Origin of the sequence: Methylobacterium frigidaeris (assembly GCF_022179185.1) — a bacterium.
In the GTDB taxonomy this organism is placed as follows: Bacteria; Pseudomonadota; Alphaproteobacteria; order Rhizobiales; family Beijerinckiaceae; genus Methylobacterium; species Methylobacterium frigidaeris.
In genome coordinates, this window is the sequence record NZ_BPQJ01000005.1 from 202,978 (window position 1) to 226,178 (window position 23,201).

The 23,201-nt window shown below is 70.8% G+C and carries 20 protein-coding genes; 9 read left to right on the plus strand and 11 right to left on the minus strand.

Annotated elements, in window-relative coordinates; translation table 11 throughout:
- Positions 1-114 precede the first annotated feature (114 nt).
- Positions 115-885, minus strand: coding sequence for a class II aldolase/adducin family protein (locus tag MFF64_RS07590; protein WP_099903952.1), 771 nt, complete (start codon positions 883-885; stop codon positions 115-117).
- A gap of 253 nt (positions 886-1,138) precedes the next feature.
- On the opposite strand from MFF64_RS07590, the gene MFF64_RS07595 reads away from it, so the two are divergent.
- Genes MFF64_RS07595 through MFF64_RS07605 form a run of 3 tightly spaced genes read left to right on the plus strand, consistent with a single transcriptional unit; the run spans position 1,139 to position 3,223 of the window.
- Entirely contained in the window at positions 1,139-1,822 is a 684-nt protein-coding gene (locus MFF64_RS07595) for a GntR family transcriptional regulator (RefSeq protein WP_238190282.1), read from the plus strand.
- 40 nt (positions 1,823-1,862) lie between these two features.
- Positions 1,863-2,891 carry a histone deacetylase family protein gene (locus MFF64_RS07600; RefSeq protein WP_099899817.1) on the plus strand — a complete coding sequence of 343 codons (1,029 nt, stop codon included), beginning with the start codon at positions 1,863-1,865 and terminating at the stop codon, positions 2,889-2,891.
- An 11-nt stretch (positions 2,892-2,902) separates the two neighbouring features.
- On the plus strand, positions 2,903-3,223 hold the full coding sequence (locus tag MFF64_RS07605) for a cupin domain-containing protein (RefSeq protein ID WP_238190284.1): 321 nt from the start codon (positions 2,903-2,905) through the stop codon (positions 3,221-3,223).
- 71 nt (positions 3,224-3,294) lie between these two features.
- Here the strand turns inward: MFF64_RS07605 and MFF64_RS07610 are convergent, their stop codons facing one another.
- Both MFF64_RS07610 and MFF64_RS07615 read right to left on the minus strand, forming a co-directional pair.
- Positions 3,295-5,190: a flagellin N-terminal helical domain-containing protein gene (locus MFF64_RS07610; protein ID WP_238190286.1), complete on the minus strand. Its 1,896-nt coding sequence runs from the start codon at positions 5,188-5,190 to the stop codon at positions 3,295-3,297.
- A gap of 876 nt (positions 5,191-6,066) precedes the next feature.
- Positions 6,067-7,962, minus strand: coding sequence for a flagellin N-terminal helical domain-containing protein (locus MFF64_RS07615; protein WP_238190288.1), 1,896 nt, complete (start codon positions 7,960-7,962; stop codon positions 6,067-6,069).
- A 433-nt stretch (positions 7,963-8,395) separates the two neighbouring features.
- On the opposite strand from MFF64_RS07615, the gene MFF64_RS07620 reads away from it, so the two are divergent.
- The 4 genes from MFF64_RS07620 to MFF64_RS07635 all read left to right on the plus strand — a co-directional run bounded on the left by MFF64_RS07620 (position 8,396) and on the right by MFF64_RS07635 (position 12,165).
- On the plus strand, positions 8,396-8,800 hold the full coding sequence (locus tag MFF64_RS07620) for a flagellar biosynthesis repressor FlbT (RefSeq protein WP_099899813.1): 405 nt from the start codon (positions 8,396-8,398) through the stop codon (positions 8,798-8,800).
- Positions 8,801-8,867: 67 nt separating this feature from the next.
- A complete protein-coding gene (locus MFF64_RS07625) occupies positions 8,868-9,125 on the plus strand; it encodes a hypothetical protein (RefSeq protein ID WP_207767872.1) in 258 nt (85 codons plus the stop codon).
- Between the two features lie 92 nt (positions 9,126-9,217).
- Positions 9,218-10,783, plus strand: a complete 1,566-nt coding sequence (locus tag MFF64_RS07630; RefSeq protein ID WP_099899811.1) for a cation:proton antiporter — start codon at positions 9,218-9,220, stop codon at positions 10,781-10,783.
- 173 nt (positions 10,784-10,956) lie between these two features.
- Positions 10,957-12,165: an alpha-hydroxy acid oxidase gene (locus MFF64_RS07635; RefSeq protein ID WP_238190344.1), complete on the plus strand. Its 1,209-nt coding sequence runs from the start codon at positions 10,957-10,959 to the stop codon at positions 12,163-12,165.
- Positions 12,166-12,222: 57 nt separating this feature from the next.
- Here the strand turns inward: MFF64_RS07635 and MFF64_RS07640 are convergent, their stop codons facing one another.
- Positions 12,223-12,468, minus strand: coding sequence for a hypothetical protein (locus MFF64_RS07640; protein WP_099905493.1), 246 nt, complete (start codon positions 12,466-12,468; stop codon positions 12,223-12,225).
- A 266-nt stretch (positions 12,469-12,734) separates the two neighbouring features.
- On the opposite strand from MFF64_RS07640, the gene MFF64_RS07645 reads away from it, so the two are divergent.
- Positions 12,735-12,875: a hypothetical protein gene (locus MFF64_RS07645; RefSeq protein WP_165795812.1), complete on the plus strand. Its 141-nt coding sequence runs from the start codon at positions 12,735-12,737 to the stop codon at positions 12,873-12,875.
- An 11-nt stretch (positions 12,876-12,886) separates the two neighbouring features.
- On the opposite strand, the gene MFF64_RS07650 is transcribed toward MFF64_RS07645, so the two are convergent.
- The 5 genes from MFF64_RS07650 to MFF64_RS07670 form a co-directional block, all read right to left on the minus strand.
- Positions 12,887-13,999 carry a CgeB family protein gene (locus tag MFF64_RS07650; RefSeq protein ID WP_099905495.1) on the minus strand — a complete coding sequence of 371 codons (1,113 nt, stop codon included), beginning with the start codon at positions 13,997-13,999 and terminating at the stop codon, positions 12,887-12,889.
- Positions 13,996-15,168: a glycosyltransferase family 4 protein gene (locus tag MFF64_RS07655; protein WP_099905497.1), complete on the minus strand. Its 1,173-nt coding sequence runs from the start codon at positions 15,166-15,168 to the stop codon at positions 13,996-13,998. The genes MFF64_RS07650 and MFF64_RS07655 overlap by 4 nt, the downstream gene beginning before the upstream one ends.
- Complete coding sequence (locus MFF64_RS07660; protein WP_099905499.1) at positions 15,153-16,451, minus strand: TIGR04295 family B12-binding domain-containing radical SAM protein; 1,299 nt, start codon at positions 16,449-16,451, stop codon at positions 15,153-15,155. The genes MFF64_RS07655 and MFF64_RS07660 overlap by 16 nt, the downstream gene beginning before the upstream one ends.
- Positions 16,452-16,668: 217 nt before the next feature.
- On the minus strand, positions 16,669-17,727 hold the full coding sequence (locus tag MFF64_RS07665) for an NAD-dependent epimerase/dehydratase family protein (RefSeq protein WP_238190290.1): 1,059 nt from the start codon (positions 17,725-17,727) through the stop codon (positions 16,669-16,671).
- Between the two features lie 29 nt (positions 17,728-17,756).
- Positions 17,757-18,875: an NAD-dependent epimerase/dehydratase family protein gene (locus tag MFF64_RS07670; protein ID WP_207767990.1), complete on the minus strand. Its 1,119-nt coding sequence runs from the start codon at positions 18,873-18,875 to the stop codon at positions 17,757-17,759.
- Between the two features lie 202 nt (positions 18,876-19,077).
- Between MFF64_RS07670 and mdoH the strand changes: the two genes are divergently transcribed.
- A complete protein-coding gene (gene mdoH / locus MFF64_RS07675) occupies positions 19,078-21,012 on the plus strand; it encodes a glucans biosynthesis glucosyltransferase MdoH (RefSeq protein WP_238190292.1) in 1,935 nt (644 codons plus the stop codon).
- Positions 21,013-21,016: 4 nt separating this feature from the next.
- On the opposite strand, the gene MFF64_RS07680 is transcribed toward mdoH, so the two are convergent.
- Positions 21,017-21,481 carry a hypothetical protein gene (locus tag MFF64_RS07680; protein ID WP_238190294.1) on the minus strand — a complete coding sequence of 155 codons (465 nt, stop codon included), beginning with the start codon at positions 21,479-21,481 and terminating at the stop codon, positions 21,017-21,019.
- Positions 21,482-21,567: 86 nt separating this feature from the next.
- A complete protein-coding gene (locus tag MFF64_RS07685; protein WP_238190296.1) occupies positions 21,568-23,175 on the minus strand; it encodes an outer membrane beta-barrel protein in 1,608 nt (535 codons plus the stop codon).
- Positions 23,176-23,201: the final 26 nt, after the last annotated feature.

Sequence of the window (23,201 nt, forward strand, 5' to 3'; positions counted from 1 at the left end):
CAGTAATTGACACTGCGGCGTGTCACCCTCGCACGATCTTCGATCGCCCCTACCCTCTCCCACACGGGCGAGGGGATCCCGCGCTCAACTTTGCAGCGGGTGACTTTTATTGTCCTATTCCTTGTAATCCGGGTCGCTGCGCTCCAGCATGCGCTTGAAGGCGTCCCACTCGGTGTCGGGCAGCTTTCCCGTCTCCATCTTGTCGTAGAACGACGCGTACTGGCCGGCGGTCTTGGTCGCGACCGCCGCGGAGGGGCGGATCAGCGGGGCGCCGGCGGCTTGCAGCGCGAGCTGGGCGCGGCAGGAGCGCTCCAGGTTGTGCATCAGCTTGAACGCCTCGGCGACCGAGCGGCCGCAGGTCAGCATGCCGTGGTTGCGCAGGACCATCACGGGTTTGTCGCCGAGATCGGCTACCAGGCGCTCGCGCTCGTCGAGGTCGAGGGCGATCCCCTCATAGTCGTGGTAGGCGAGGCGGCCGTGGAACTGCATCGACCACTGGTTGAGCGGCAGCAGCCCCTCTTCCTGGCACGAGACGGCGACGCCCGCCACCGTATGGGTGTGCAGCACGCACAGCGCGTCCTCCCGGGCGGCGTGGACCGCGCTGTGGATGGTGAAGCCCGCCGGGTTGATGCCCAGCCCGCACGGGTCGTCGACGACGCGCCCCTCGAGGTCGACGGTGACGAGGTTGCCGGCCTTCACCTCCTCGAAGCGCAGGCCGTAAGGATTGATCAGGAAGCGGTGCTCAGGGCCCGGCAGCCGGGCCGAGATGTGGGTGTAGATGCTGTCGTCGAGTCCGAGGCGGTGGATCAGCCGGTAGGCTGCCGCAAGGTCGACGCGGATGCGCTGCGCCACCTCGTCGGCGTGCGGATGAGCGGATGACGACATCGGACCTCCTCACGGACTCATTCGGCGACGGGGTGCGCCGCGACGACTTGCCCGGGTACCGGGCGATTTGGCGTGTATGGACGGCGCGGCGCGAATACTCGCACGCCGACGGCCGGATGCCGAGACGGACGGATCACAACATCACCCGGCATGAGCCTAGACTGACCCGGCCCTGCGCCACGATCAAGCTGAAAGTGTCGACAATCGACGCCTACGTATTGCACATTGCAGCCACGGAGGTGCGATGCGCGCGATGTCCCCACCCGTCGGGTTGCCGGTGCTGGCCGAGAGCGATCTCGTGCGCCAGGTCGCGCGCCGGCTCACCGATGCGATCGTGCACGGGCGACTCGCTCCCGGCGCCAAGGTGGCGGAGGCGGCGGTCGCCCGCGAACTCGGCATCAGCCGGGCGCCGGTGCGGGAGGCGGCGCGTCTCCTCGAGAGCCAGGGCCTGCTCAAGGCCTCGCCGCGGCGCGGCTTCTTCGTCCGCGAGCTCTCCGCGCAGGAGGTCGACGAGCTCTATGACCTGCGCCTTTGCGTCGAGCGCCACGCCGCCGTCGAGGCGGCCCGCCGCCTGACCCCGGCGGCGCGGGACGGCCTGCGCCGCCAGCTCGACCTGATGCGGGACCTCGCCCGGCGCGACGACCCGGCGGCCATCGTCGAGGCCGACTACCAGTTCCACCGCCTGATCTGCGAGGCCGCCGGCAACGGCCGCCTGCTGCGCCTGTTCGACGGGCTGGCCTCGGAATTGCGGATCGTGATCGGGCTGATCGGCCGGCTCTACGACGATCCGGGGGAAATCGCCCGCACGCACGAGCCGGTGCTGGAGGCCATCGAGGCCGGCCACCCGGAGCGGATCGTCGCCCATGTCGACCACCATCTCGGCGTCGCCCGCCGCGAGGTCGTCCGGCTGGTGCAGAGCCTCGCCCCCAACCCCTGAGGCGAAAGCCTCGCTCCCACCTCATGACGTCGGAGATCCCATGAAGGCCGTCCATTCCGAGGACCATCGCCGCCACGACCCGAAGTTCTTCCTGGTGCGCGGCCAGGTGAAGCCCGCCGCCGACCAGCCCGAGCGGGCCGACCGGCTGCTCGCCGGATTGAGGGCCGGGAACCACGCGGTGGTGGCGCCGCAAGCCCACGGCGCGGGCGCCCGGGCCCGGGTGCACAGCCCCGATTACCTCGCCTTCATGGCGGAGGCCTGGGAGGCCTGGGAGGCCCTGCCCGACCACGGATCTGAGATGATCGCCAACATCCACCCGGTGCGGGAGGCCGCGACCTACCCGACCCACATCGTCGGCCGGCTCGGCTGGCACACCGTCGACACCGCCTGCCCGATCGGCCCGGGCACCTATGCGGCGGCCTCAGCGGCGACGGATGTCGCGGCGAGCGCGGCGCAACTGGTGCTCGACGGCGAGGACGCGGCCTACGCCCTCTGCCGCCCGCCCGGCCACCACGCCTATCGCGACCGGGCCGGGGGCCATTGCTACTTCAACAACAGCGCGGTCGCCGCCGCTCACCTCCGCCAGCGCCACGCCCGGGTCGCGGTGCTCGACGTCGACGTGCATCACGGCAACGGCACGCAAGGGATCTTCTACCGCGATCCGAGCGTGCTCACCGTCTCGCTCCACGCCGATCCGCGCGGCTTCTACCCGTTCGTCTGGGGCTACGCCCACGAGCGCGGGGAGGGGGAGGGGATCGGCGCCAACCTCAACCTGCCGCTGCCGCTCGGCACCGGCGACGACGATTACCTGACGGTGCTGGAGGGCGTGGCGAGCCGCACGGTCCAGGCCTTCGCCCCGACGGCGCTGGTGGTGGCGCTCGGCCTCGACGCCTCGGAGCACGATCCGCTCGCCGGGCTCGCCATCACGACGGAGGGCTTTCGCCGCATCGGCGCGGCTTTGGCCCGCCTGAACCTGCCGACTGTGCTGGTGCAGGAGGGCGGCTACCTCTCGGACCTGCTGGGCGAGAACCTCATGGCGGTTCTCGCCGGCTTCGAATCCGCCCGATAGGGGATCGTCCCATGGCCTTCGCCTGCACGATTCCCGCGGTCCCGACCGTCCAGCACGACGATGACACGGTGCGCATCACCCGCTGGGACTTCTCCCCCGGCGCCGTCACCGGCTGGCACGAGCACGGCTGGCCCTACTTCGTGGTGATGATCACCGCCGGCACTCTGCGGATCCACGACGGCACCCAGGTGACCGAGGTGCCGCTCGCCCACGGCCAATCCTACCGCCGCCCGGCCGGCATCCGCCACGACGTCCAGAACGGCTCCGACCACCCGATCGCCTTCGTGGAGATCGAGGTGAAGCGGCCGGAGGGGCTGGCGGCCCTCGCCTGAGCGGCGCCCCCAAACGGGAACGGCCGGGGCGTGAGCCCCGGCCGCTTCTTTGGTGAGGCTCTAAGTGCCGATCAGCGCAGGAGCTGGAGGATGCCCTGCTGCGACTGGTTGGCGAGCGACAGGGCCGAGATGCCGAGCGAGTTGCGGGTCGAGAGAGCCTGCGAGTTCGCCGCCTCCTCGTTCAGGTCCGCATTCGTCAGGTTCGCCGCGCCCGCATCGAGCACGTTGATCATCTGCTTGGTGAAGTCCTGCCGGTTCTGCACCACCGCCAGGTTGGCGCCCAGGGTCGAGGCCTGGTTCTTCAGCTGGCTCGACGCGCTGTTGATGTTCGAGATCACGGCGTTGATCGAGTTGCTGTCCTGGAAGTCGGTCTGGCCGACCGCGACCATGCCGAGCAGCGAGGCCGAGACCTGCGTGCCGGAGATCTTCAGCGAGGAGGTGCCCTTCTCGTTGAAGCTGACGTTGACGGTGTCGCCGGCCAGCAGGTTCGTGCCGTTGAAGCCCGAATCCGCCGCCATCTGGTCGATCTGGCCGAGCAGGTTGTTGTAGGTGCTCACCAGGTTGTTGCGGGTGTTGGCGCCGTCACCGCTGATGATCGCGCTCGACGTGCTAGTGCTGAACGGGTTGCCGGCGCCGCTCGCCGAGACGGTCAGGTTGTCGGCACCCGACTCGTTGGTGGTGGTGATCTTGAGCGCGCCGGTGGTGCTGTCGATGCTCGCCATCGCGTTGGCCGGGGCCAGGGCGGCGTTGAGCTGGTTGAGCGTCGAGATCTGGCCCGCAGCCGTGCCGAAGCTCAGGCTGACCGAGTTTCCGCTGGCCACCTTGACGGTGATCGACTTGCTGTCCAGGGCGCTCTTGGTGAAGGTCTGGGTCGGGGGGGTACCGGCCGTCGCGACCGTAGAGCCCTGGCCGGCGCCGTAGCTCTTGATGAGCGAGAAGCCGAGGTTAGACACCTTGGCGGTCGAGGTGCTGCCGTCGCCGAGCACGATGCCGGTCGCCGAGTCCGCCGCCGTGAAGCTGAACTTGCGGGCTGTGGCGTCGTAGGTGGCGCTGACCGTGCCGTTCGTAGCCGTGCTCACCTTCTGGGCGAGCGAGCTCAGGGTGTCGGAGCGGCCCACGGTCACGCCCTGGCCGTTGACGGTGAACGTGTCGCCGACGTTGAAGCCAGCGCCGGTGGCGAGCGAGGTCGCGGTCGGCAGGAACGTGCCGGCGGTGGTGACGGTGGGCGTGGCGCCGAACAGCGCGGCCGACTGCGTGTCGGTGCCGAGCGAGAAGGTGCCCCCGTCTGCGGTGCCGGTGAAGGCAATGAAGTTGCCGCTGACAGCCGCGGTGACCGACGAGCCGGCGGCCTTGAGCTGGGTGTTGATGGCGGCGACGAAGGACGCCTGCGTGGTGTCGTCGATGCCCTTGGTCAGGGTGACGCCGACGCCGTCGATCGTGACCGTCTTGCTCGACGACGCTGCGGTGAAGAAGTTGGTCTGGATGGCGTTCTGGTCGGCGACGCTGACGGTAGTAGTCAAGACCCGGGCGACGGCCGGGCCGGACGTGCCGACTTGGTTCTCGGCGACGGCAGTGGTGGCGCCGACGGAGAGGAGGTTGTTGGCAGTGGCGCCCGACAGGGCGGTCGAGGCGATGCTGGCCTTGGCCGAGAAGGCGTTGGAGGCCGAGAGGGCCTGCTGGGCGACGGACTTGAGCTGGTCAGTCAGGCCCTGCAGCTTGGTCAGGCCGGTATTGGCGGCCTGGATGGTCTGGATGCCGTTCGACACCCCGTCGAGCAGGTTGCTGAGGGCCGACGAGCGCGAGGACAGACCCTGGGCGGTGAAGTAGTTGCTCGGGCTGTCGAGGGCGCTGTTGACCTTCTTGCCGGTCGCGAGGCGGGTCTGCGTGGTCGAGAGCAGGTCGGCCGTGCCCTGGAGCGACAGGAGGTTCTGGCGGGTGGCGGCCGAGAGGGTGATGCCGGAAGACATTTGTCGATCCTATTGATCGGGAGACCTTCGTGTTTTGAAGGCATGATCAGATTGCCCCCTCGCCCTTGCCCGGTCCTTACCGCAAAGCTGAAAAGGCTTTCGTTCCCCTGGATCCGGAGGTCATGACTTTCAGAACCTTAATGATCATGCCCGCCTTCACTGATCGATTTACCTTAATGCGGCGGTCACCATGATTCACGCGCGGATTGAGAGCCGATGGCCTATGTGGATCGAACGCCAGGATGGCAATGGTTCGCGCTGTTCGAGGACCCGTCGGGTACGAGCTGTTACGGGAAGAATGCCGCTGCAATGCCCACGGCAAGCGTCGCCGCTCCGATTGCGGGCTGATCCGGCTGCCGGTTCTGCAAAATCAGGCTCCGCGGCATCCATTACGACCCGCCGAGACCCAGTCGCCGGAGGATGCATTCGCAGAGATTTTCGGGGCCTGTTCGGGTGGTCCGGCGGAATTGAAATTCTCGATTGCCATCCCGGGGCCGCGTAGCGGAACCCGGGATCCATAAACGCTGGCGATGCTCAATGGCCCGGAGCGCTGGCCGCTCTGTCCTGGCGCGCCAGCGTTTATGGATCCCGGGTTCTCGACTTCGTCGAGCCCCGGGATGACGAGGAGAGATGGCAGTGTCTGCAATGAATAATGGATGGGACGATTCAAATAGGCTCTGGTACAACAAGAAACCCCCAGGAGACGCGCATCATACGCGTCCCCTGGGGGTTTAAAATCGGCACCTTACGGCGTGATGGAATAGGCCGCATGTCACGTGGCCCGTCGTAGAGAGGCCGTACGGGATGCGCGAAAGGCGCAGGCTCCCCGCCTCTCACACGAGAGACGGCGAGCCTGCGCCTGTTCCGCCTGCGCGATCAGCCGCGCAGGAGCTGGAGGATGCCCTGCTGGGCTTGGTTGGCGAGCGACAGGGCCGAGATGCCGAGCGAGTTGCGGGTCGAGAGAGCCTGCGAGTTCGCCGCCTCCTCGTTCAGGTCCGCATTCGTCAGGTTCGCCGCGCCCGTATCGAGCACGTTGATCATCTGTTTGGTGAAGTCCTGCCGGTTCTGCACCACCGCCAGGTTCGCACCCAGGGTCGAGGCCTGGCTCTGCAGCGCGGTGTTGGCGCTGTTGATCGTGGCGATCACGGCGTTGATCGAGTTGCTGTCCTGGAAGTCGGTCTGGCCGACTGCGACCAGGTTGAGCCCTGATGCCGTCACGGCCGTGCCGGAAATCTTCAGCGAGGAGGTGCCCCGCTCGTTGAAGCTGACGTTGACGGTGTCGCCAGCCAGCAGGTTCGTGCCGTTGAAGCCCGAATCCGCCGCCATCTGGTCGATCTGGCTCAGAAGGCCGTTGTAGGTGTTCACCAGGCCGTTGCGGGTGTTGGCGCCGTCGCCGCCGATGATCGCGCTCGACGTGCTGGTGCTGAACGGGTTGCCGGTGCCGCTCGCCAATACGGTCAGGTTGTCGGCGCCCGACTCGTTGGTGGTGCTGATCTTGAGCGCGCCGGTCGTGCTGTCGATGCTCGCCATCGCGTTGGCCGGGGCCAGGGCGGCGTTGAGCTGGTTGAGCGTCGAGATCTGGCCCGCAGCCGTGCCGAAGCTCAGGGTGACCGAGTTGCCGCCCTGCACCTTCACGGAGATCGACTTGCTGTCCAGCGCGCTCTTGGTGAAGGTCTGGGTCGGGGGGGTACCGGCCGTCGCGACCGTAGAGCCCTGGCCGGCGCCGTAGCTCTTGATGAGCGAGAAGCCGAGGTTCGAGATCCTGGCGGTCGAGGTGCTGCCGTCGCCGAGCACGATGCCGGTCGCCGAGTCCGCCGCCGTGAAGCTGAACTTGCGGGCGGCGGCGTCGTAGGTGGCGCTGACCGTGCCGTTCGTAGCCGTGCTCACCTTCTGGGCGAGCGATGCCAGGGTGTCGGCGCGAGCCACCGAAACGATCTGGCCGTTGACGGTGAAGTTGTCGCCGACGTTGAAGCCAGCGCCGGTGGCGAGCGAGGTCGCGGTCGGCAGGAACGTGCCGGCGGTGGTGACGGTGGGCGTGGCGCCGAACAGCGCGGCCGACTGCGTGTCGGTGCCGAGCGAGAAGGTGCCCCCGTCTGCGGTGCCGGTGAAGGCAATGAAGTTGCCGCTGACAGCCGCGGTGACCGACGAGCCGGCGGCCTTGAGCTGGGTGTTGATGGCGGCGACGAAGGACGCCTGCGTGGTGTCGTCGATGCCCTTGGTCAGGGTGACGCCGACGCCGTCGATCGTGACCGTCTTGCTCGACGACGCTGCGGTGAAGAAGTTGGTCTGGATGGCGTTCTGGTCGGCGACGCTGACGGTAGTAGTCAAGACCCGGGCGACGGCCGGGCCGGACGTGCCGACTTGGTTCTCGGCGACGGCAGTGGTGGCGCCGACGGAGAGGAGGTTGTTGGCAGTGGCGCCCGACAGGCCCGTCGAAGCGATGCTGGCCTTGGCCGAGAAGGCGTTGGAGGCCGAGAGCGCCTGCTGGGCGACGGCCTTGAGCTGGTCGGTCAGGCCGCGCAGCTTGGTGATGCCGGTATTGGCGGCCTGGATGGTCTGGATGCCGTTCGACACCCCGTCGAGCAGGTAGGTCAGGGACGACGACCGCGAATTCAGGTTCTGGGCGGTGAAGTAGTTCACCGGGCTGTCGAGGGCGCTGTTGACCTTCTTGCCGGTCGCGAGGCGCGTCTGCGTCGTGGAGAGCAGGTCGGCCGTGTCCTGGAGCGACAGGAGGTTCTGGCGGGTGGCGGCCGAGAGGGTGATGTCGGACATGGTGGCGACCTTTTTGATCGTCGGGCGGGGCGTCTTTTTGACGACGCCGTCACCATCGCCGTGCGGGCCTTTCGTCTTCCTTAAGCCTAACGGTTCCGCTGACCGGGTCCGTCCTGTTATGGTTAATGTTGGATAAATCTATTGCCGGGGCAGTTGTTTCGGGTTTCGGTACAGTGAATTCTTAATCGTCCGGGCCCTAGCGTCGGGCGCATGTTCACCCATTCCCCCTCCCACGCCCCGCCTCGAGGGCAGGCCCGCCGGCCGCTTCCATCTCCGGATGGGGTGGCTCCGGTCGTGCCGCCCGCGTGCCGCGGCGGGGCGCCGGACCGGGGCGGGGCGGCACGGTCTCCCGCCGGCCCGTCGGGATGACGTGCAGGATGCAACCAGACTCGGAAGGCGCACCCTTCGCTAAAGCCTAAACGGACAGACGCCCATGCCCCTGCGCATCCACCTGAAGCCGTTCGAGCGCCTGATCATCAACGGTGCGGCGCTCCGCAACGGCGAGCGCTCGACCAACCTGCTGATCGAGAACACGTGCAAGTTCCTGCGCGAGAGCGAGATCATCCCGGAGAGCGGCGCCGACACCGCGTGCAAGCGCCTGTGCGTCACGCTCCAGCTAATCTACCTCGCCGACCATCCGATCGAGGCCGACGACCTCCTGGTGCGGCAATCGCTCGAGATCCTGCGCAGCATCCCGACCAGCGCGCCCTACCTGGTGGCGATCCAGGACGAGCTCGCGAACAAGCAGTATCACCGCGCGCTGAAGGTCGGCCGCGAGCTCGTGGCCTACGAGCGCAGCCTGATGGAGCGGCTGACCTCCGCAACCAACGCCGCCTGAGCCAGCGACACCGCGGGGCAACGAAACCGCCCCGGCCCAGCCGCAATGGGGTGGTGGTGCTTGCCCCATGAGCGACACGGACCCGATCGACTGGACCTCTCCGGCGCAACTCGTCGTCTGGCCGGGACGCGGCCCCGACGAGCCGGTGACCACGATCCTGCGCGAGGCGGTGGCGGCGGCCCGTTCGGTCGAGGCTGGGAGCGCCTGGATCATCCTCGCCGACGGGCGCATCCTCCGCCCGGGCCAAGTCGCCGAGCTTCAGATCGCCGAGCTTCAGGCCGCCGGCCGCGCCTCGCGCGACAGAGCTTCGAGCCGCCGCGCCTGAGACCGGCGGCCGAGCCGGGCCCTCTCTTTCCCGCCCCACCCAAACCCCGGACGCCCCGCGCGCGTTGACCCTCCTTCAGACTCGGAGGGGTGATGCTGATCTTCGAATGGATCGCGGGCGTGCTCGTCGTCGCGGTCCTGCTCGCCGGGGTGGCGCGGCGCCTCGGGGCGCCGTTCCCGGCCTTCCTCGCCATCGGCGGGGTCGCGCTCACCTTCGTGCCGCAGGTGCCGCGTCCGGGCCTCGATCCCGATCTGGCGCTGGCGCTCTTCCTCGCCCCGGTCCTGCTCGACGCCGCCTACGACACCAGCCTGCGCGACCTCAAGCGCAACTGGATGCCCGTCGCCGGCCTCGTCGTCGGCGCGGTCGGGGTCACGACGGTGGCGGTGGCCCTGGTGGCGCGCTGGCTCGTGCCCGACATGCCGCTCGCCGCCGGCATCGTGCTCGGCGCCATCGTGGCGCCGCCGGACGCGGTGGCGGCGCTCTCGGTGCTGGCCCATGTCCGGCTGCCCCACCGCCTCGTCACCATCCTCAAGGGCGAGAGCCTGTTCAACGACGCCTCGTCGCTGCTGATCTACCGCCTGGCCCTCGGCGCGGTGGCAACGGGATCGTTCTCGGTCGCCGAGGTCGCCCCGACCTTCCTGATCGGCGTCGTCGGCGGGCTCGTCGCCGGGCCGGTCCTGGCGATGCTCTACGTCCGGCTGATGCGCCGGGTCACCGATCCGCCGAGCGCCGTGGTGCTGCAATTCGTTGCCACCTTCGGCCTCTGGATCGCCGCCGAGCGGGTCGAGGTCTCGGGCGTGCTGACGGTGGTGAGCTTCGGCCTCACCGTGTCGCGGCTCTCGCCCCAGACCATGCCGGCCCACCTGCGGGTCACCTCCAACACCGTCTGGGAGACGGCGGTGTTCGTGCTCAACGTGCTCGCCTTCGTGGTGATCGGCCTGCAGATCGGCCCGATCCTCGAGGGATTGAGCCCGGCCGAGCGCAGCCACTACGCGCTCGTCGCCGCGGCGGTGTTCGGCACCACCGTCGTGGTGCGGCTCGCCTGGGTGCTCGGTGCCCGGGCGGCGGCCCGGCTCTGGCACCGTCTCGCCGGCCCGGCACGGTCCAGGCTATTCTGGCCTGCCCCGATCGGCCTGCGCTCCGGCACCACGGTGGCCTGGTGCGGCATGCGCGGCGTCGTCACGATCGCGCTCGCGCTGGCGTTGCCGGGCGACTTCCCGCACCGCGACCTCGTGGTGCTGACGGCGTTCTGCGTCGTGCTCGGCACGCTGGTAATCCAGGGCCTCACCCTGCGCCCGCTGCTCGCCTGGTTCTCGCTCGGCGACGACGATCCCGTCGGCATCGAGATCGGCCGCGCCCGCGCCGCGGCCTACCGGGCGGCCCGCGACAGCCTAGCCGATGACCGCTCGCCCCATGCCGAGGCCCTGCGGCGGGAATTCGACGCGGTCTTGCGCGAGGCGGAGGCCCACGACGAGGGCCTCGCCCCGGCGAGCCTGCCCGCCGATGGGCTGCGCCGTCGCGCCGTCGAGGCCGCCCGCGCCGTCATCCTGGATCTGCGCGAGCGCGACGAGATCGGCGACGACGCCTATCTGCGCCTCGAGGAGGAACTGGACTGGGCCGAGCTCAGCGCCACGCCGCGGGAGGAGGTCTCGCCCTGACGGCTTCCGGCGCGGTGCCGGGCCGCGCCGGGAGCACGGCAAAAACGATGGTCAGACCCGGACGGTTGATTGTATCCCGTGCGGGCTTGAGACAAAAACCTGCGCGCCGGACGAGCGGTGTCCCGCGCGGGGAGTAAGAGACGCACGAGCGAGACGCCATGCACGCCACCCGAATGCCCTCGTCGCGGCCGCCGTCCTGGACGTCGCGGTTCTTCACGAGCGGGCCCGTCACCTGCATCGAGGACCTGCGCGTGCTCGCCGAGCGGCGGGTGCCGCGGATGTTCTACGACTACGCCGATTCCGGCTCGTACTCGGAGGGCACCTACCGGGCGAACGAGGACGATTTCGCGCAGATCAAGCTGCGCCAGCGCGTCGCGGTCGACATGACGAACCGCACGCTCGCCAGCACCATGGTCGGCCTGCCAGTGAGCATGCCGGTGGCGCTCGCTCCCACCGGCCTGACGGGGATGCAGCACGCCGACGGCGAGATCCTCGCCGCGCGCGCCGCCGCCAAGGCCGGCGTTCCCTTCACGCTGTCGACCATGAGCATCTGCTCGATCGAGGACGTGGCGGAGAACACCGACGCGCCGTTCTGGTTCCAGCTCTACGTGATGCGCGACCGGGACTTCATCGACCGGCTGATCGACCGGGCCAAGGCGGCGCAGTGCTCGGCCCTGGTGCTCACCCTCGATCTCCAGATCCTGGGCCAGCGCCACAAGGACGTGAAGAACGGCCTCTCGACCCCGCCCCGGATGACGATCCCCAACATCATCAACCTGGCGACGAAGCCGCGCTGGTGCCTCAACATGCTGCGCACGCAGCGGCGCACCTTCCGCAACATCGTCGGGCACGCGCAGGGGGTCGGCGACCTGCGCTCGCTCTCGTCCTGGACGGCCGAGCAGTTCGATCCCCGGCTCAACTGGGACGACGTCAAGCGCATCCGCGACCGCTGGGGCGGCAAGCTGATCCTGAAGGGCATCCTCGATCCGGAGGATGCGGAGCTGGCCGCCCAGAGCGGCGCCGAGGCGCTGATCGTCTCCAACCACGGCGGCCGTCAGCTCGACGGCGCGATCTCGTCGATCGCGGCCCTGCCCTCCATCGTCGAGACGGTGGGCGACCGGATCGAGGTGCTGATGGATGGCGGCATCCGCTCAGGGCAAGACGTCATCAAGGCGCTGGCGCTCGGCGCCCACGGCGTCTTCATCGGCCGCGCCTTCCTGTACGGGCTGGGGGCCGGCGGCGAGGCGGGCGTGACCCAGTGCCTCGACATCATCCGCAAGGAGCTCGACGTCACGATGGCGATGTGCGGCCTGCGCGACGTCCGCCAGGTCGACGAGCGGATCCTGGCCGGCAAACCGGCCCTGGCCAACCGGCCGTTCTGACGAGACGCTCCGCCCGGCCGTCGGGGACGAACCTCGGGCCGGGCGGAGCGTGACCCCTCACATGCGGTGCATGCGACGGTGCATCATGTGCCGCCGGTGCATCATATGGCGACGGTGCATCATGTGCCGGTGCATCCGGTGATGGCGCATCATCCGGCGCTCGCCGCGGGTCATCTGCACCTGCTCGACCATGGGGGCGGCCTGCAGGCCGGCGGGGCTCGCCGGGGCGGCGGACGCCGCGCCGATGCCGAAGGTGAGGCAGCCGAGAACGGCCGCCGCCGCGAGGCCCAGAGTCTTCTTCATCTTTGGTGTCTCCTCTTGCACGGCCCCGCGCCTGACGACGGGAGCCGGCCCGCCGGAGCGGCAGGCTCACCCGCTTGGCAGCGGGTCACGAGAAAGATTCTACCAACGGTGAAGGTTCCGGCAGAAGGATCGTTTTTCACGGGTCCGACGCCGAAAAACGTCGATGCTTAAAAAAATGTAGTCGGGCTCGGTATCCTGGCGCGTCGCTGCGCGTTTCCTCCCGCATCCCGAACGGATGCCGCAGCGACACGGGAGAGCGTCAGGCCATGCACGAGGGTATTCGGATCCAGGCCGACGCGGACGGCACCTTCACGCTCTACAGCGATTCCCGGGTGATCCTGCGCGGCCTCTCCCGCGAGCGCGCCTACCGCCTCGCGGGACGTCTCGGCGAGTTCGTGCAGTACTGACGCCCGGGGCGTCACGCCGCCCCGCTGCTCATCGTTCCCGCCACCGCCAACAGCTCCGCCGCCCGATGCGCGCAGGTGTGGCGCGCCCGGATCGTTCGCAGGCCTTGCTCAGCGAGCGCCGCGCGCAGGGCCCGGTCCTGCGCGAGCTCGCGCAGATGGCGCTCCATCGCAGGCCCATCCGGCGCGACCAGGAAGTCGCGGCCAGGGGTGAACAAGCCCTCGCTGTCGCGCCAGGGTGCCGAGACCAGGGGGATACCGCAGGCCAGGGCCTCGAAGACCCGGATCGTCGGGATGCCCGGCAGGGCCTCGACGTAGAAGCGCCGCGGCACGTGTACGGTGGCGAGGTGGCGGGCGAAGACCTCCGGAGCGCGGGAATTGGGCAGCCAGCCGCGGTAGCGCGCGGCGTGACGTTGCAGCGTTGCCAGGGCCTCGTCGGGATAGCGCACACCCCAGATGTCGAGGGGGAGGCCCGCCCTCTGAGCGGGCCCGAACAGGAAGTGCTCCAGCTCGGCGCTGCGCTCGCCGTCCCCCCAATTGCCGATCCAGACCAGCCCCTCGCGGGGGCCGTCCACCTCCGGCGGATGGAACAGGCGGGTGTCGGCGGCCTCGTGCCAGACGAAGACGCGGTTCCCCCAGCCCCAGCCGCGATAGACCTCGGCCAGCGTCTCGCCGAAGGCGAGCACGCCGTCGTACCCCGAGAGGTCGTAGGCCCGCATTGCGTCGGGCTCGCTCACCGCCCGGTGGTGGGTGTCGTGGAAGAGCAGCGTGAACCGGCCGCCATCGCGCCGCGCCGCACCGATCCGGGCGACGAGGGCCGGCTCGTTCCACTCGTGCACCAGCACGAGGTCGGCCCCATCGAGCGCTGCGTCCAAGGAGCAGGCGTCCAAGCCGAAGCCCGGCGGATCGATCGTGGCTTTCAGCTCCGGGTAAGGCGCGAGGGAGGAGGTGAGGCCCGCTTCGCCGTGATCGCGGACGAGGTTCTCGACGCTCCAGGCGCCCTCCGGCTCATGGGCCGCGACGCTGTGGCCGAGAGCCTGCAGCTCGCGCAGCACGCCGCGCAGGAAATGGGCGTTACCGTGGTTCCAGCATGAGCGCAGGGAATGGGTGAAGGCGACGATCCTCACGCCGGCACCCCGGCCCGCAGGGGCTGAGCCTCGAGCACGGCCCGGTAGACGTCGAGCACGCCGGCTGTCATCGCCTCGACCGTGAAGGCCTCGGCCCGGGCCCGCGCCTCGGTGCCGAGGCGCGCCCGGATGGCGGGATCGGCCGCCACCATCTCGATGGCGTGGGCGAAGCCCGCATCGTCGTCGGGCGCGATGAAGATCGCGGCCTCGTCCCACAATTCGCGGAAGGTCGGGATGTCGGAGAGCACCAGGGCGCAACCGGCGCTCGCGGCCTCCAGCACGCCGAGGCCGAAGGGCTCGTAGCGGGCGGCGGAGGCGTAGATCGGGGCACCGGCGAGCCAGCGTGCCACGTCCTGGTCGCTCAGGCGGCCCAGCGGCCGCAGGTGCTCAGGGGTGAACTGCGCCGCGTTCGGGCCCTTGAGGTCGCCGGCGGCGAGGAGCGGCAGCTGCATCCGGGCGGCCGCCCGGTCGAGGGCGCGGGCGTTCTTGCCCTCGTCCCACAGCCGGCCGGCGGTGAAGGCGAAGGGCGAGGCCGCGGCGCCCGCCGGGGTGCGGTGGCCGCGGGCCGCGGCGCTGCGCCGGCCGTTCGGCACCACGCGGGGCGGGGCGATCCCGTAGGCCGCGGCGGTCGCCTCCGCGAAGGCGCGGGTGGGGCTCAAGAGCGCGTCGACCCGGCGATAGCCTTCCGCCACCAGGCTCGCCCGCCAGGCGAGGTCCGGCGGCAGGGGGCCGGGGCGCATCGCCGCCCACCAGGTCGCCACGCAGGAATGCGCCACCGCCACCACGGGGGCGCAGAATTCGGCGATCGCGGCGAGCGCCGGGCTGTTGAGGTGGATCAGGTCGGCGCCGGCCCGCTCGGCCTCGCGGGCGACCATGGCGGCGGCGGCCTCGACCTCGCCGGGGGTGAGGGCGGTCCAGTCGAGGCTCGCCCCGAGCGGGCACAGGGCGAGGCCGCGGATGGCGCGGGCGGCACGGAGCTGGTCCTGGCTCGGCTCAGGTCCCAGCACCGCCAGGGTGACGCCGACGCCCTGGCGGGTCAGCTCCTCCGCGAGGTCGAGCCCGTATTGCCAGACGCCGCCGACCGCATCGACGGTCATGAACAGGTTGAGGGCCGGCGCCCCCCGGTAGGGGAGGGGGCGTCCGGCCGGGACCGTCAGGCTGGGCAGCATGCCGCCTCCAACTCGCGCAACGGGGCCGGCCGCTCCTCTTGGATGTCGCTGAAGCGGTCGAACTGGCCGAGGTAATGGGCATGCGCCCGCTCCCAGGCCTCGCCGTCCGGCTCGCCCCAGAGGCGGCGATAGTCGGGCGAGGACGGGTAGGGGTAGAGCGGCACGGGATCGTTGGCCCAGACGCCGGCGGCGCGCAGGCGGTCGCGCCAGGCGGCGACGAGCTCCGGATCGTCGCCCGCAACCTTGATCAGGTTCGCCTGGACGAACGGCACCGAGCGGCGGGCATGGATCAGGCGCTCGGCGAGGTCGTCGGTCGAGGCGCGGCAATTCTTGTCGAGGAGGGCGCGGCCGGCCTCCGTCAGGCTCTCGACGCCGGCCTCGATCGAGACGCAGCCCGCTTGCCCGAGGAGGTCGAGCATGTCGGGCTTCCACAGGTCGATCCGCGTCTGCACCCCGAACTCCACCTTGCGGGCGGCGAGCGCCTCCAGCAGCGGCTTCTGCGGCAGGAAGATCTCGTCGATGAAGTAGAGGTAGGTCGCTCCTTGCCCGATCAACCGGTCGACCTCCTCCAGGATGGCCGGCAGCGCGCGCCGCCGGTATTTGTCCCGGAAGTCGATCTTGGCGCAAAAGGTGCAGGAATAAGGGCAGCCGCGCGAGGCCTCGACCTCGGCGCCCGGCCCCTCCGGCGTCCGGTCGAAGCGGTGGTGGTGGTGGTGGTGCCGCGCCACCCAGGCGTCTGGCCAGGACAGGGCCGGCAGATCGACGAAGGTGGTCGCCGCGGGACCGCCGGTGACGACCGTCTCAGCCCCATCGCGGAAGGCCAGGGCCGGCACGGCGTCGAGCCGGGCGAGGCCGCCCTCGGCGAGGCGCGTCACCACCTCCTCGCACTCGCCTCGCACCACGATGTCGCAGGCGAGCTTGGCGAGCGTCGTCTCCGGCGTGACCGAGCCGTGCGGGCCCACCGCTACGGTGCGGCCGCCGCGATCCCCCAATGCGTCGAGGAAGGCGCGGGGCACCCGCAATTCGGGCTGGGCGCAGCGCCAGAACAGGTAGGTCGGGGCGGTGGTCACCACCGTCATGGTGGGGGCGAAGTCCGCCACCCGGTCGGCCAAGCCTGAGAGCGAGAGTGCGTCCAGGGCCCCGTCCAGCATCAGGACCTCGTGGCCCGCCCGCTCCAGCAGCACCTTGCAGGCCCCGAGTTCGATGGGGAGGTGCGGGGAACGGCACCCGAAGTAGATGCTGTTCTCGAAGCTCCAGGTCGGGTTGACGAGGGCGATTCTCAAAGCGGCTGTCCTGAACCGGGAACGGGCATCGCAGATACTGGTGGCGACTATTGAGGATGTGGCAGGGCCGCTCCGGACGACAAGGGCTTTTCGCTTAGGCGCGGTTAAGCGATTGATACCAATAGGACGTCCGTCATGCCACAGGCGCATGGCGCGACATCTACCATGCCGTCGCCGCAGGCTCGCGACGGGAACCAAATCGCCTCTCGCGCGTGCCTCAGGCCGGCACCGCCTGGGGCTCCAGGTGCAGGCCCCGGCTCTCGGCGAGCCATGCCGCCAGGCGTGTCAGCCCCTGGCGCCAGGGCAGCGGCGCGGCCAGGTCGAGATCGGCGGCGGCGCGGCGGGTGTCGGAGACGTAGTAGCGCTGGTCGCCGGCGCGCCATTCCTCGAAGCCCAGATCGAGGGGATGGCCGACGATCGCCTCGATGGCCGAGAGCACCTGGCGCAGCGACACCGCGTTCGCCGGCCCGCCGCCGAGATTGTAGGCCCGGCCCTTCACCTGCCCGATCCGTGCGAGCGCCGCCCGGTAGGCCGCGACCGCGTCGCCGACATCGAGCACGTCGCGCACCTGGCAGCCGTCGCCGTAGACCGTGATCCGCCGGTGCTCCAGCGCCCGGATCAGGAAATGGGCGACCCAGCCCTGGTCCTCGGTGCCCATCTGGCGCGGGCCGTAGATGCAGCTCATCCGCAGCACGCAGGTCGGCACGCCGAAGCTGCGGGCGTAGTCGAGCACGTACTGGTCGGCCCCGCCCTTCGAGCAGCCATAGGGCGTGTGGAAATCGAGGGGCCGGTCCTCGCCGATGCCGTGGGCCAGGATGGCTTGGTCTTCCGGCGCGTAGGCGTTGCCCACCCGCCGGAAGGTCAGGTCGGCGAGGTCGCCATAGACCTTGTTGGTCGAGGCGAAGACCAGGGGCGGCGGGTCCGGGCGCCGGCGCAGGGCCTCGAGCAGGGTCAGCGTCCCGCCGAGATTGACGGCGAAATCCGCCACCGGGTCGGCGAGGCTCGTCGTCACGGCGACCTGGGCGGCGAGGTGGATCACCGCCGACGCCTCCGAGGCCGCCGCCGCGAGGGAGCCCGCGTCGCGCACATCCGCGATCACGGCGGAGATCCGCTCGGGGTGGCGCTCCTTCAGCCAGGCGAGGTTGCCCGCGACGCCAGGGCGCAGCAGGGCGTCGTAGACGAGGACGTCCCGCCCCTCCGCCGCCAGGGCGTCGGCGAGGTTGGCGCCGATGAAGCCGGCGCCGCCGGTGATCAGGACCGGGCGCCGGCCGGACATCGCGCGAGTCGTGTTGGACTGAGCCGTCATCACGCCACCAGACCGCGCCGGTCGAGCTCGCGGCGCGCCTCCTCGACCCGGTCCCGGGCCTCCTCCTGCTCCGCCACCCAGGCGGCGAGCTCGCGCAGGCCGTCCGCGAAGTCGCGGGCCGGGCGGTAGCCCAGCTCGTCGCGCGCCTTCGAGATGTCCGGGATGCAGTGGCGGATATCGCCGGCCCGGGCCTTGCCGGCGATCTCAGGCGTCAGGTCGGGCCGGCCCATCGCCTCGCCCAAGAGGGCGGCGACCTCGCGCACCGAGCGGTCCTCGCCCGAGCCGATATTGTAGACTTGTCCCGCGGCTTTCGGCCGGTCGAGGGCGAGCAGGAAGGCCTGGGCCACGTCGTCGACCTGCACGAAGTCGCGCCGCTGGTGCCCATCCTCGAAGATCACCGGGGCCGAGCCGTTGTGCAGGCGCGAGGCGAAGATCGCCAGCACGCCCGTATAGGGGTTCGAGAGCGCCTGGCCCGGCCCGTAGGCGTTCCACAGGCGCAGGGCCACGCCCTCCATGCCGTAGGCGGGGGCCAGCATCAGGGTCAGGCGCTCCTGGGCGTACTTGGTGAGCGCGTAAACCGAGGCGAGGGCCGGGCGCTTCCATTCCGGCGTCGGCACCGGCACCAGCGGCCGGCCCTCCTCGTCGAGGGGATCCCAGGGCGCGTCGGGGCCGGAGCGCGGCTGGCGCAGAACCTCCTCGCGCACCCGCCCGTCGGCGCCGCGATACAGCCCCTCACCGTAGACGCTCATCGAGGAGGCGACCACCACCCGCCGCACCGGCCGCTCGATCAGCGCCTGGAACAGCACCGCCGTGCCGTGGTCGTTGACCGCGACGTAGCGGTCGACGTCGTACATGCTCTGGCCGACCCCGACCTCGGCGGCGAGGTGGATCACCGCATCGACGCCGGCGACAGCCTCGGCCACCGCGCGCCCGTCGCGGATGTCGCCGCGCCGCAGCTCGACCGCGTCCGGCAGCCCCTCGGGCCGCGCCCGGCTCCCATGGACCTGCTCGATCAGGCTGTCGAGCACGCGCACCCGGTCGCCCCGGGCGACGAGGGCCCGCGCCACGGCCCGGCCGATGAAGCCGGCCCCGCCGGTGATCAGGATGGTCTGCGGCACCCGTCGCGCTCCTCCGCTTCCGGCCGTCGCCGGCCGATACATCCTGGCTGTATCTATGGGAGCGCGACGCCGCGAACAGGTGTCATCGTTCTGGCGTCATTCAGCCCGATTGCTTCAAGAGATGTCAGCGGGATAGCGCAGCCACGGCGCCCTGCGCCGGCGTCCCGCTCCGGCCCCATCCACCGAGTTCACGCGACCCCTCATGTCCCTCGTTCCCTCGTCGCACGATGCGGTGCCGGCTGCGCCCGGCGCGGACCTCACCTCGCGGCAAGACGCCCAGGAAGAGACCGCGTCCCTGCGCCGTCGCCGCCTGGCCCTCTTCCTGCCGACCGTGGCGACGGCCCTCGCCCTCGCGGCGGCGGCGACCGCCAGCACCGGAGTGCCGGACGGGCCGCTCGAGGCGGCTGTGTTGATCCTGTTCTGCCTGGCGATGGCCTGGCAGGCCTACATCGCCTGGACCTACCTCTACGGCGCGGTCGCTGCCGGCCTTGGGTTCCGGGTGATGTCGGCGGTGGAGCGGCAGGCCGCCGCGACGCCGCCGCAAGCCAGCGGCCGCAGCCGCACCGCCGCCGTGGTGGCGATCCACGCCGAGGACGCGGCGGCGGTCTTCGCGGCGATCCGGGTGATGGCGCGATCCCTCGCCCGCACCGGCGGCGACGGGCGCGACCTCGACATCTTCGTCCTCAGCGACACCCGCGACACGGAGATCGCGGCTGCCGAGGAGCGCGAACTCGCCCGTATCCAGGCGTGGCGCGAGACCGCCGGACCCGGCCTGCCGGCGATCCGCTACCGCCGCCGGCGGGAGAATGCCGGGCGCAAGGCCGGCAATATCGGCGAGTTCTGTGCGACTTACGGTCACGAGTACGACTTCATGATCGTGCTCGACGCCGACAGCCTGATGACCGGCGCGGCCATGCGGCGCCTGGTCCGGCTGATGGAGGAGAACCCCCGCGTCGGCCTGATCCAGACCGTCAGCTACGCCGCCGGGCGCGACACGCTGTTCGCCCGCATCCAGCAATTCGCCGTGCGGCTCTACGCCCCGCTGTCGATCCGGGCGCTGGAGACCTGGCAGGGGCCGGATGGGGGCTACTGGGGCCACAACGCCATCCTGCGGATCGCGGCCTTCGCGGCCAATGCCGAGCTGCCGGTGCTGCCCGGCCGCGCGCCGCTCGGTGGCGAGATCCTGTGCCACGACACGGTCGAGGGGGCGTTCCTGCGCCGGGCCGGCTGGGAGCTGCGCCTGCTGCCGGAGGAGCCCGGCACCTGGGAGGAGATGCCCACCAACCTCACCGACCTGCTCGGCCGCGAGCGGCGCTGGTGCCAGGGCAACCTGCAGCATCTCGGGATCATCGGCTTGGCCGGTCTCACTGCCGGCAGCCGCTGGCACCTCGGCGCCGGCATCCTATCCTACCTCGCCTCGCCGGTCTGGGTCGCGTTCCTGGGCCTTGGCACCTGGCAGGCGATCCGCGACGGCGATCTCGGGCTCATTGCCTACGGCCTCACCGGCGAGGGACCGGCAGCAGGGATCCTGGCCGCCTTGAGCCTCGCCGTGCTGGCGCTGCCGAAGCTCCTCAGCCTCGGCCACGTCCTGCTCTCGCCCGAGCGCCGCGCCGCCTTCGGGGGCACGCGGAGCCTGCTGGCGAGCGCCGCCCTCGAACAGGCCCTGTGGGTGCTGCTCTGGCCGGTCATGACCCTGTTCAATGCCGGCGCCGTGGTCACGACCTTCGCCGGCCGGGTGGTCCGTTGGGATACCCAGGTCCGCGACGACCGCCGGGTGCCGTGGTCCGAGGCCTGCCGGCTCCAGGCCGATTCGCTCGTCGCCGGCGTCCTGCTGGCAGCGGCCCTGGCCTACGCGGCCGATCCGCTGCTCGCTCTCTGGATGGCGCCGCTGGTCCTCGCGCTCGTCGTCAGCCCGGCGCTCAGCGTGCTCACCAGCCGCGCCGATCTCGGCCAGGCGGCGCGCCGGCGCGGCCTCTTCCTCACCATCGACGATACCACCCAGGCGCCGGAGCTGCGCGACCTCGCGGCCGCCCGCACCGCTCCGCCGGTGCCCGCGCGTTTGCCGCCGGTGCGCGGCGAGGCTCCGATCTGGCTCGCCACGGCCACGGACGACGCCAAGGCGTTGCCGCCGCGGTAGGCTCTCACTTGGCCGGCTTGCCCAGCACCTTGAGCGGGTCGGTGCGCTGGCTCGCCGAGGGTTCGGCGGTCATGCTGTCGGCGCGCTCCTCCGGGCGGCCGCGGGTGCTGCCCGTGGTGGTGGGGCTGCCCTCGCCGGTGGTGGCGCCGTTGCGCGGGCTCGTCACCGGCACGCTGCCGCTGGCGAGTTCGAGGCAGGTCAGCATCTCGACGTAGCTCGGGAAACCGCCGGCTCGGGATTGCTGCGAGCACTGGGTCTTGGCCGAGCCGGAGAACTGGCCCCAGCGCTTGCGCAGCTCGTCGCCGGCCGAGCGCTCGGAGCGCAGGCAGCCGTCCGAGCCGGCTTCCTGACTGACCGAGGCGCGGCCGGGGGAGTTGCAGGTGCCCTCGATGTCGAGCCGCGGCGGCCCATCCGCCGCGACGAGGACGAGCTGCGCGCCGAGGAGCGCGAGGGGCAGGGCGGCGGGCATGGCGGGTCTCCGGGGTCGGATGGTATTCAGCTTCGCCGATCCAACGCGCGAACAGCCCCGCCGGCTCCCGAACCCGCCGCGCGCCCTCAGAACCTGTAGTTGAGGCCCACCGTCGCGACATGGGCCTGTGTGCGCAGCCGCGCGTCGTAGCCCTCCTGCCGCAGGTAGGTCGCGGTGCCGAGGTCGAGATACTTGTACTCGGCCCGCAGGGAGATCCGCTCGGTCAGCGCGAATTCGACGCCGCCGCCCGCCGTCCAGCCGAACTGGAGCCGGTGCTCGCCGACCGACAGCCCGCCGAGCCCATAGGACAGGCTGACATGGCCGTAGGCGAGGCCGCCGGTGGCGTAGACCAGCACCCGGTCGAAGGCGAGGCCGAGGCGGCCGCGCAATGTGCCGAACCAGTCGAGGGAGGTGCGAGCCGTGAAGGCGCCCGCCGCGAAGCGGCCGGACAGCCCGGTGCCGAGGATGTCGGCCTCGAGGCCGGCGACGACGTTGCCGACGTGCAGGTTGTAGCCGACTTGGCCGCCGCCGACGATGCCGCTGGTGCGCAAGCTCCGGCGCTGCCCGGGGAGAACGGCCAAGGCCGCGAGCGTTGCGGCATCGACCCCCTGCGCGTTGGACAGCGGCCCGACGAGGGCGGTGGCGGTGGTGGTCTCGGTCCGTGTCCCGCCAGCCTGGATCGTGCCGACCGGCGTGTCGTTGGGCGCGCGGTCGTAGACCACGCCCGTCAGGTAGTCGGTGGCGGCCAGGACGGGGCGGCAATTGCCGGCCGTGCCGGCCTCACCGTTGTCCCGGACGGTGCGGCCCACCGCAGAGGGCGTCGCCCCCTGGGCCAGGACGAGGTTCTGCACCGCGATGGTCTGGTTGCTCGTGGTGAGGGTCTGGTCGTTCTGGACTCCGCGGACCTCCGTGGTGCGCGGCCCGGCCGCGACCAGGTTGAACGCCCCGATCGGCGAGAGCCGATAGCCGGCGTTGATGAAGCGGCCCAGCGCGGTGCCGTCCGGCGCGACGACGTTCGGGCCGGTGATGTCGACGCTGCCGTCGCCCTGGAAATTCCCCGCCACCGGGTAAAGGCCGGTGCTGGTCTGGCAGCCGCCCGGGACGGCGAGCACCGTGGCGTCGAGGGCGTCCGCCGCCGCCTGGGCCTCGTCCGCGATGGCGAAGAACCGTCGGCGCAGCTGGACCGCCTGGGCAAGGTGCGGGATCAGGGCCTCGAAGTCGCGGATCTCGTCGTCCCCGAACGGCTCGCGGTCGGATCCGCGATGCACCGACACGATGCCGAGGCGGCCCTCCTCGTTGACCACCGGGCCGCCGAGGGCCTCGCGCAGGCCGAGCGGGTGGTAGAACTCGCGGATGAAGGGCAGCGCCAGGATCTCGTCCGGGCTGAACAGCCGGTCGCTCGCCGCCGCCCGGCCGACGGGCAGCCGCGTCATCAGGCCGGGCAGCGGATCGGGATGGGCGAACCCGTCGCGGTAGCGGCGTTGCGCAGATTCGTCGAACAGACCGTGGCCGCGCACCACGTCGGCGAGCGGCAGCAGGCGGTCAGCGTAGAAGAACGCCGCCGAGCGGCAGCGGAACCGCGCCGCCAGCAGGTCGAGCATGGTCGGCAGCGCGTCGTCGCGGGTGATGCTGCCGTAGAGGGCCGCCAGCAGGAGGTCCGACGACCGCGTCCCGGAATTCAGCGAGGGGTCCAAGAGCCGCTGGTCTCCACGCCAGCGAC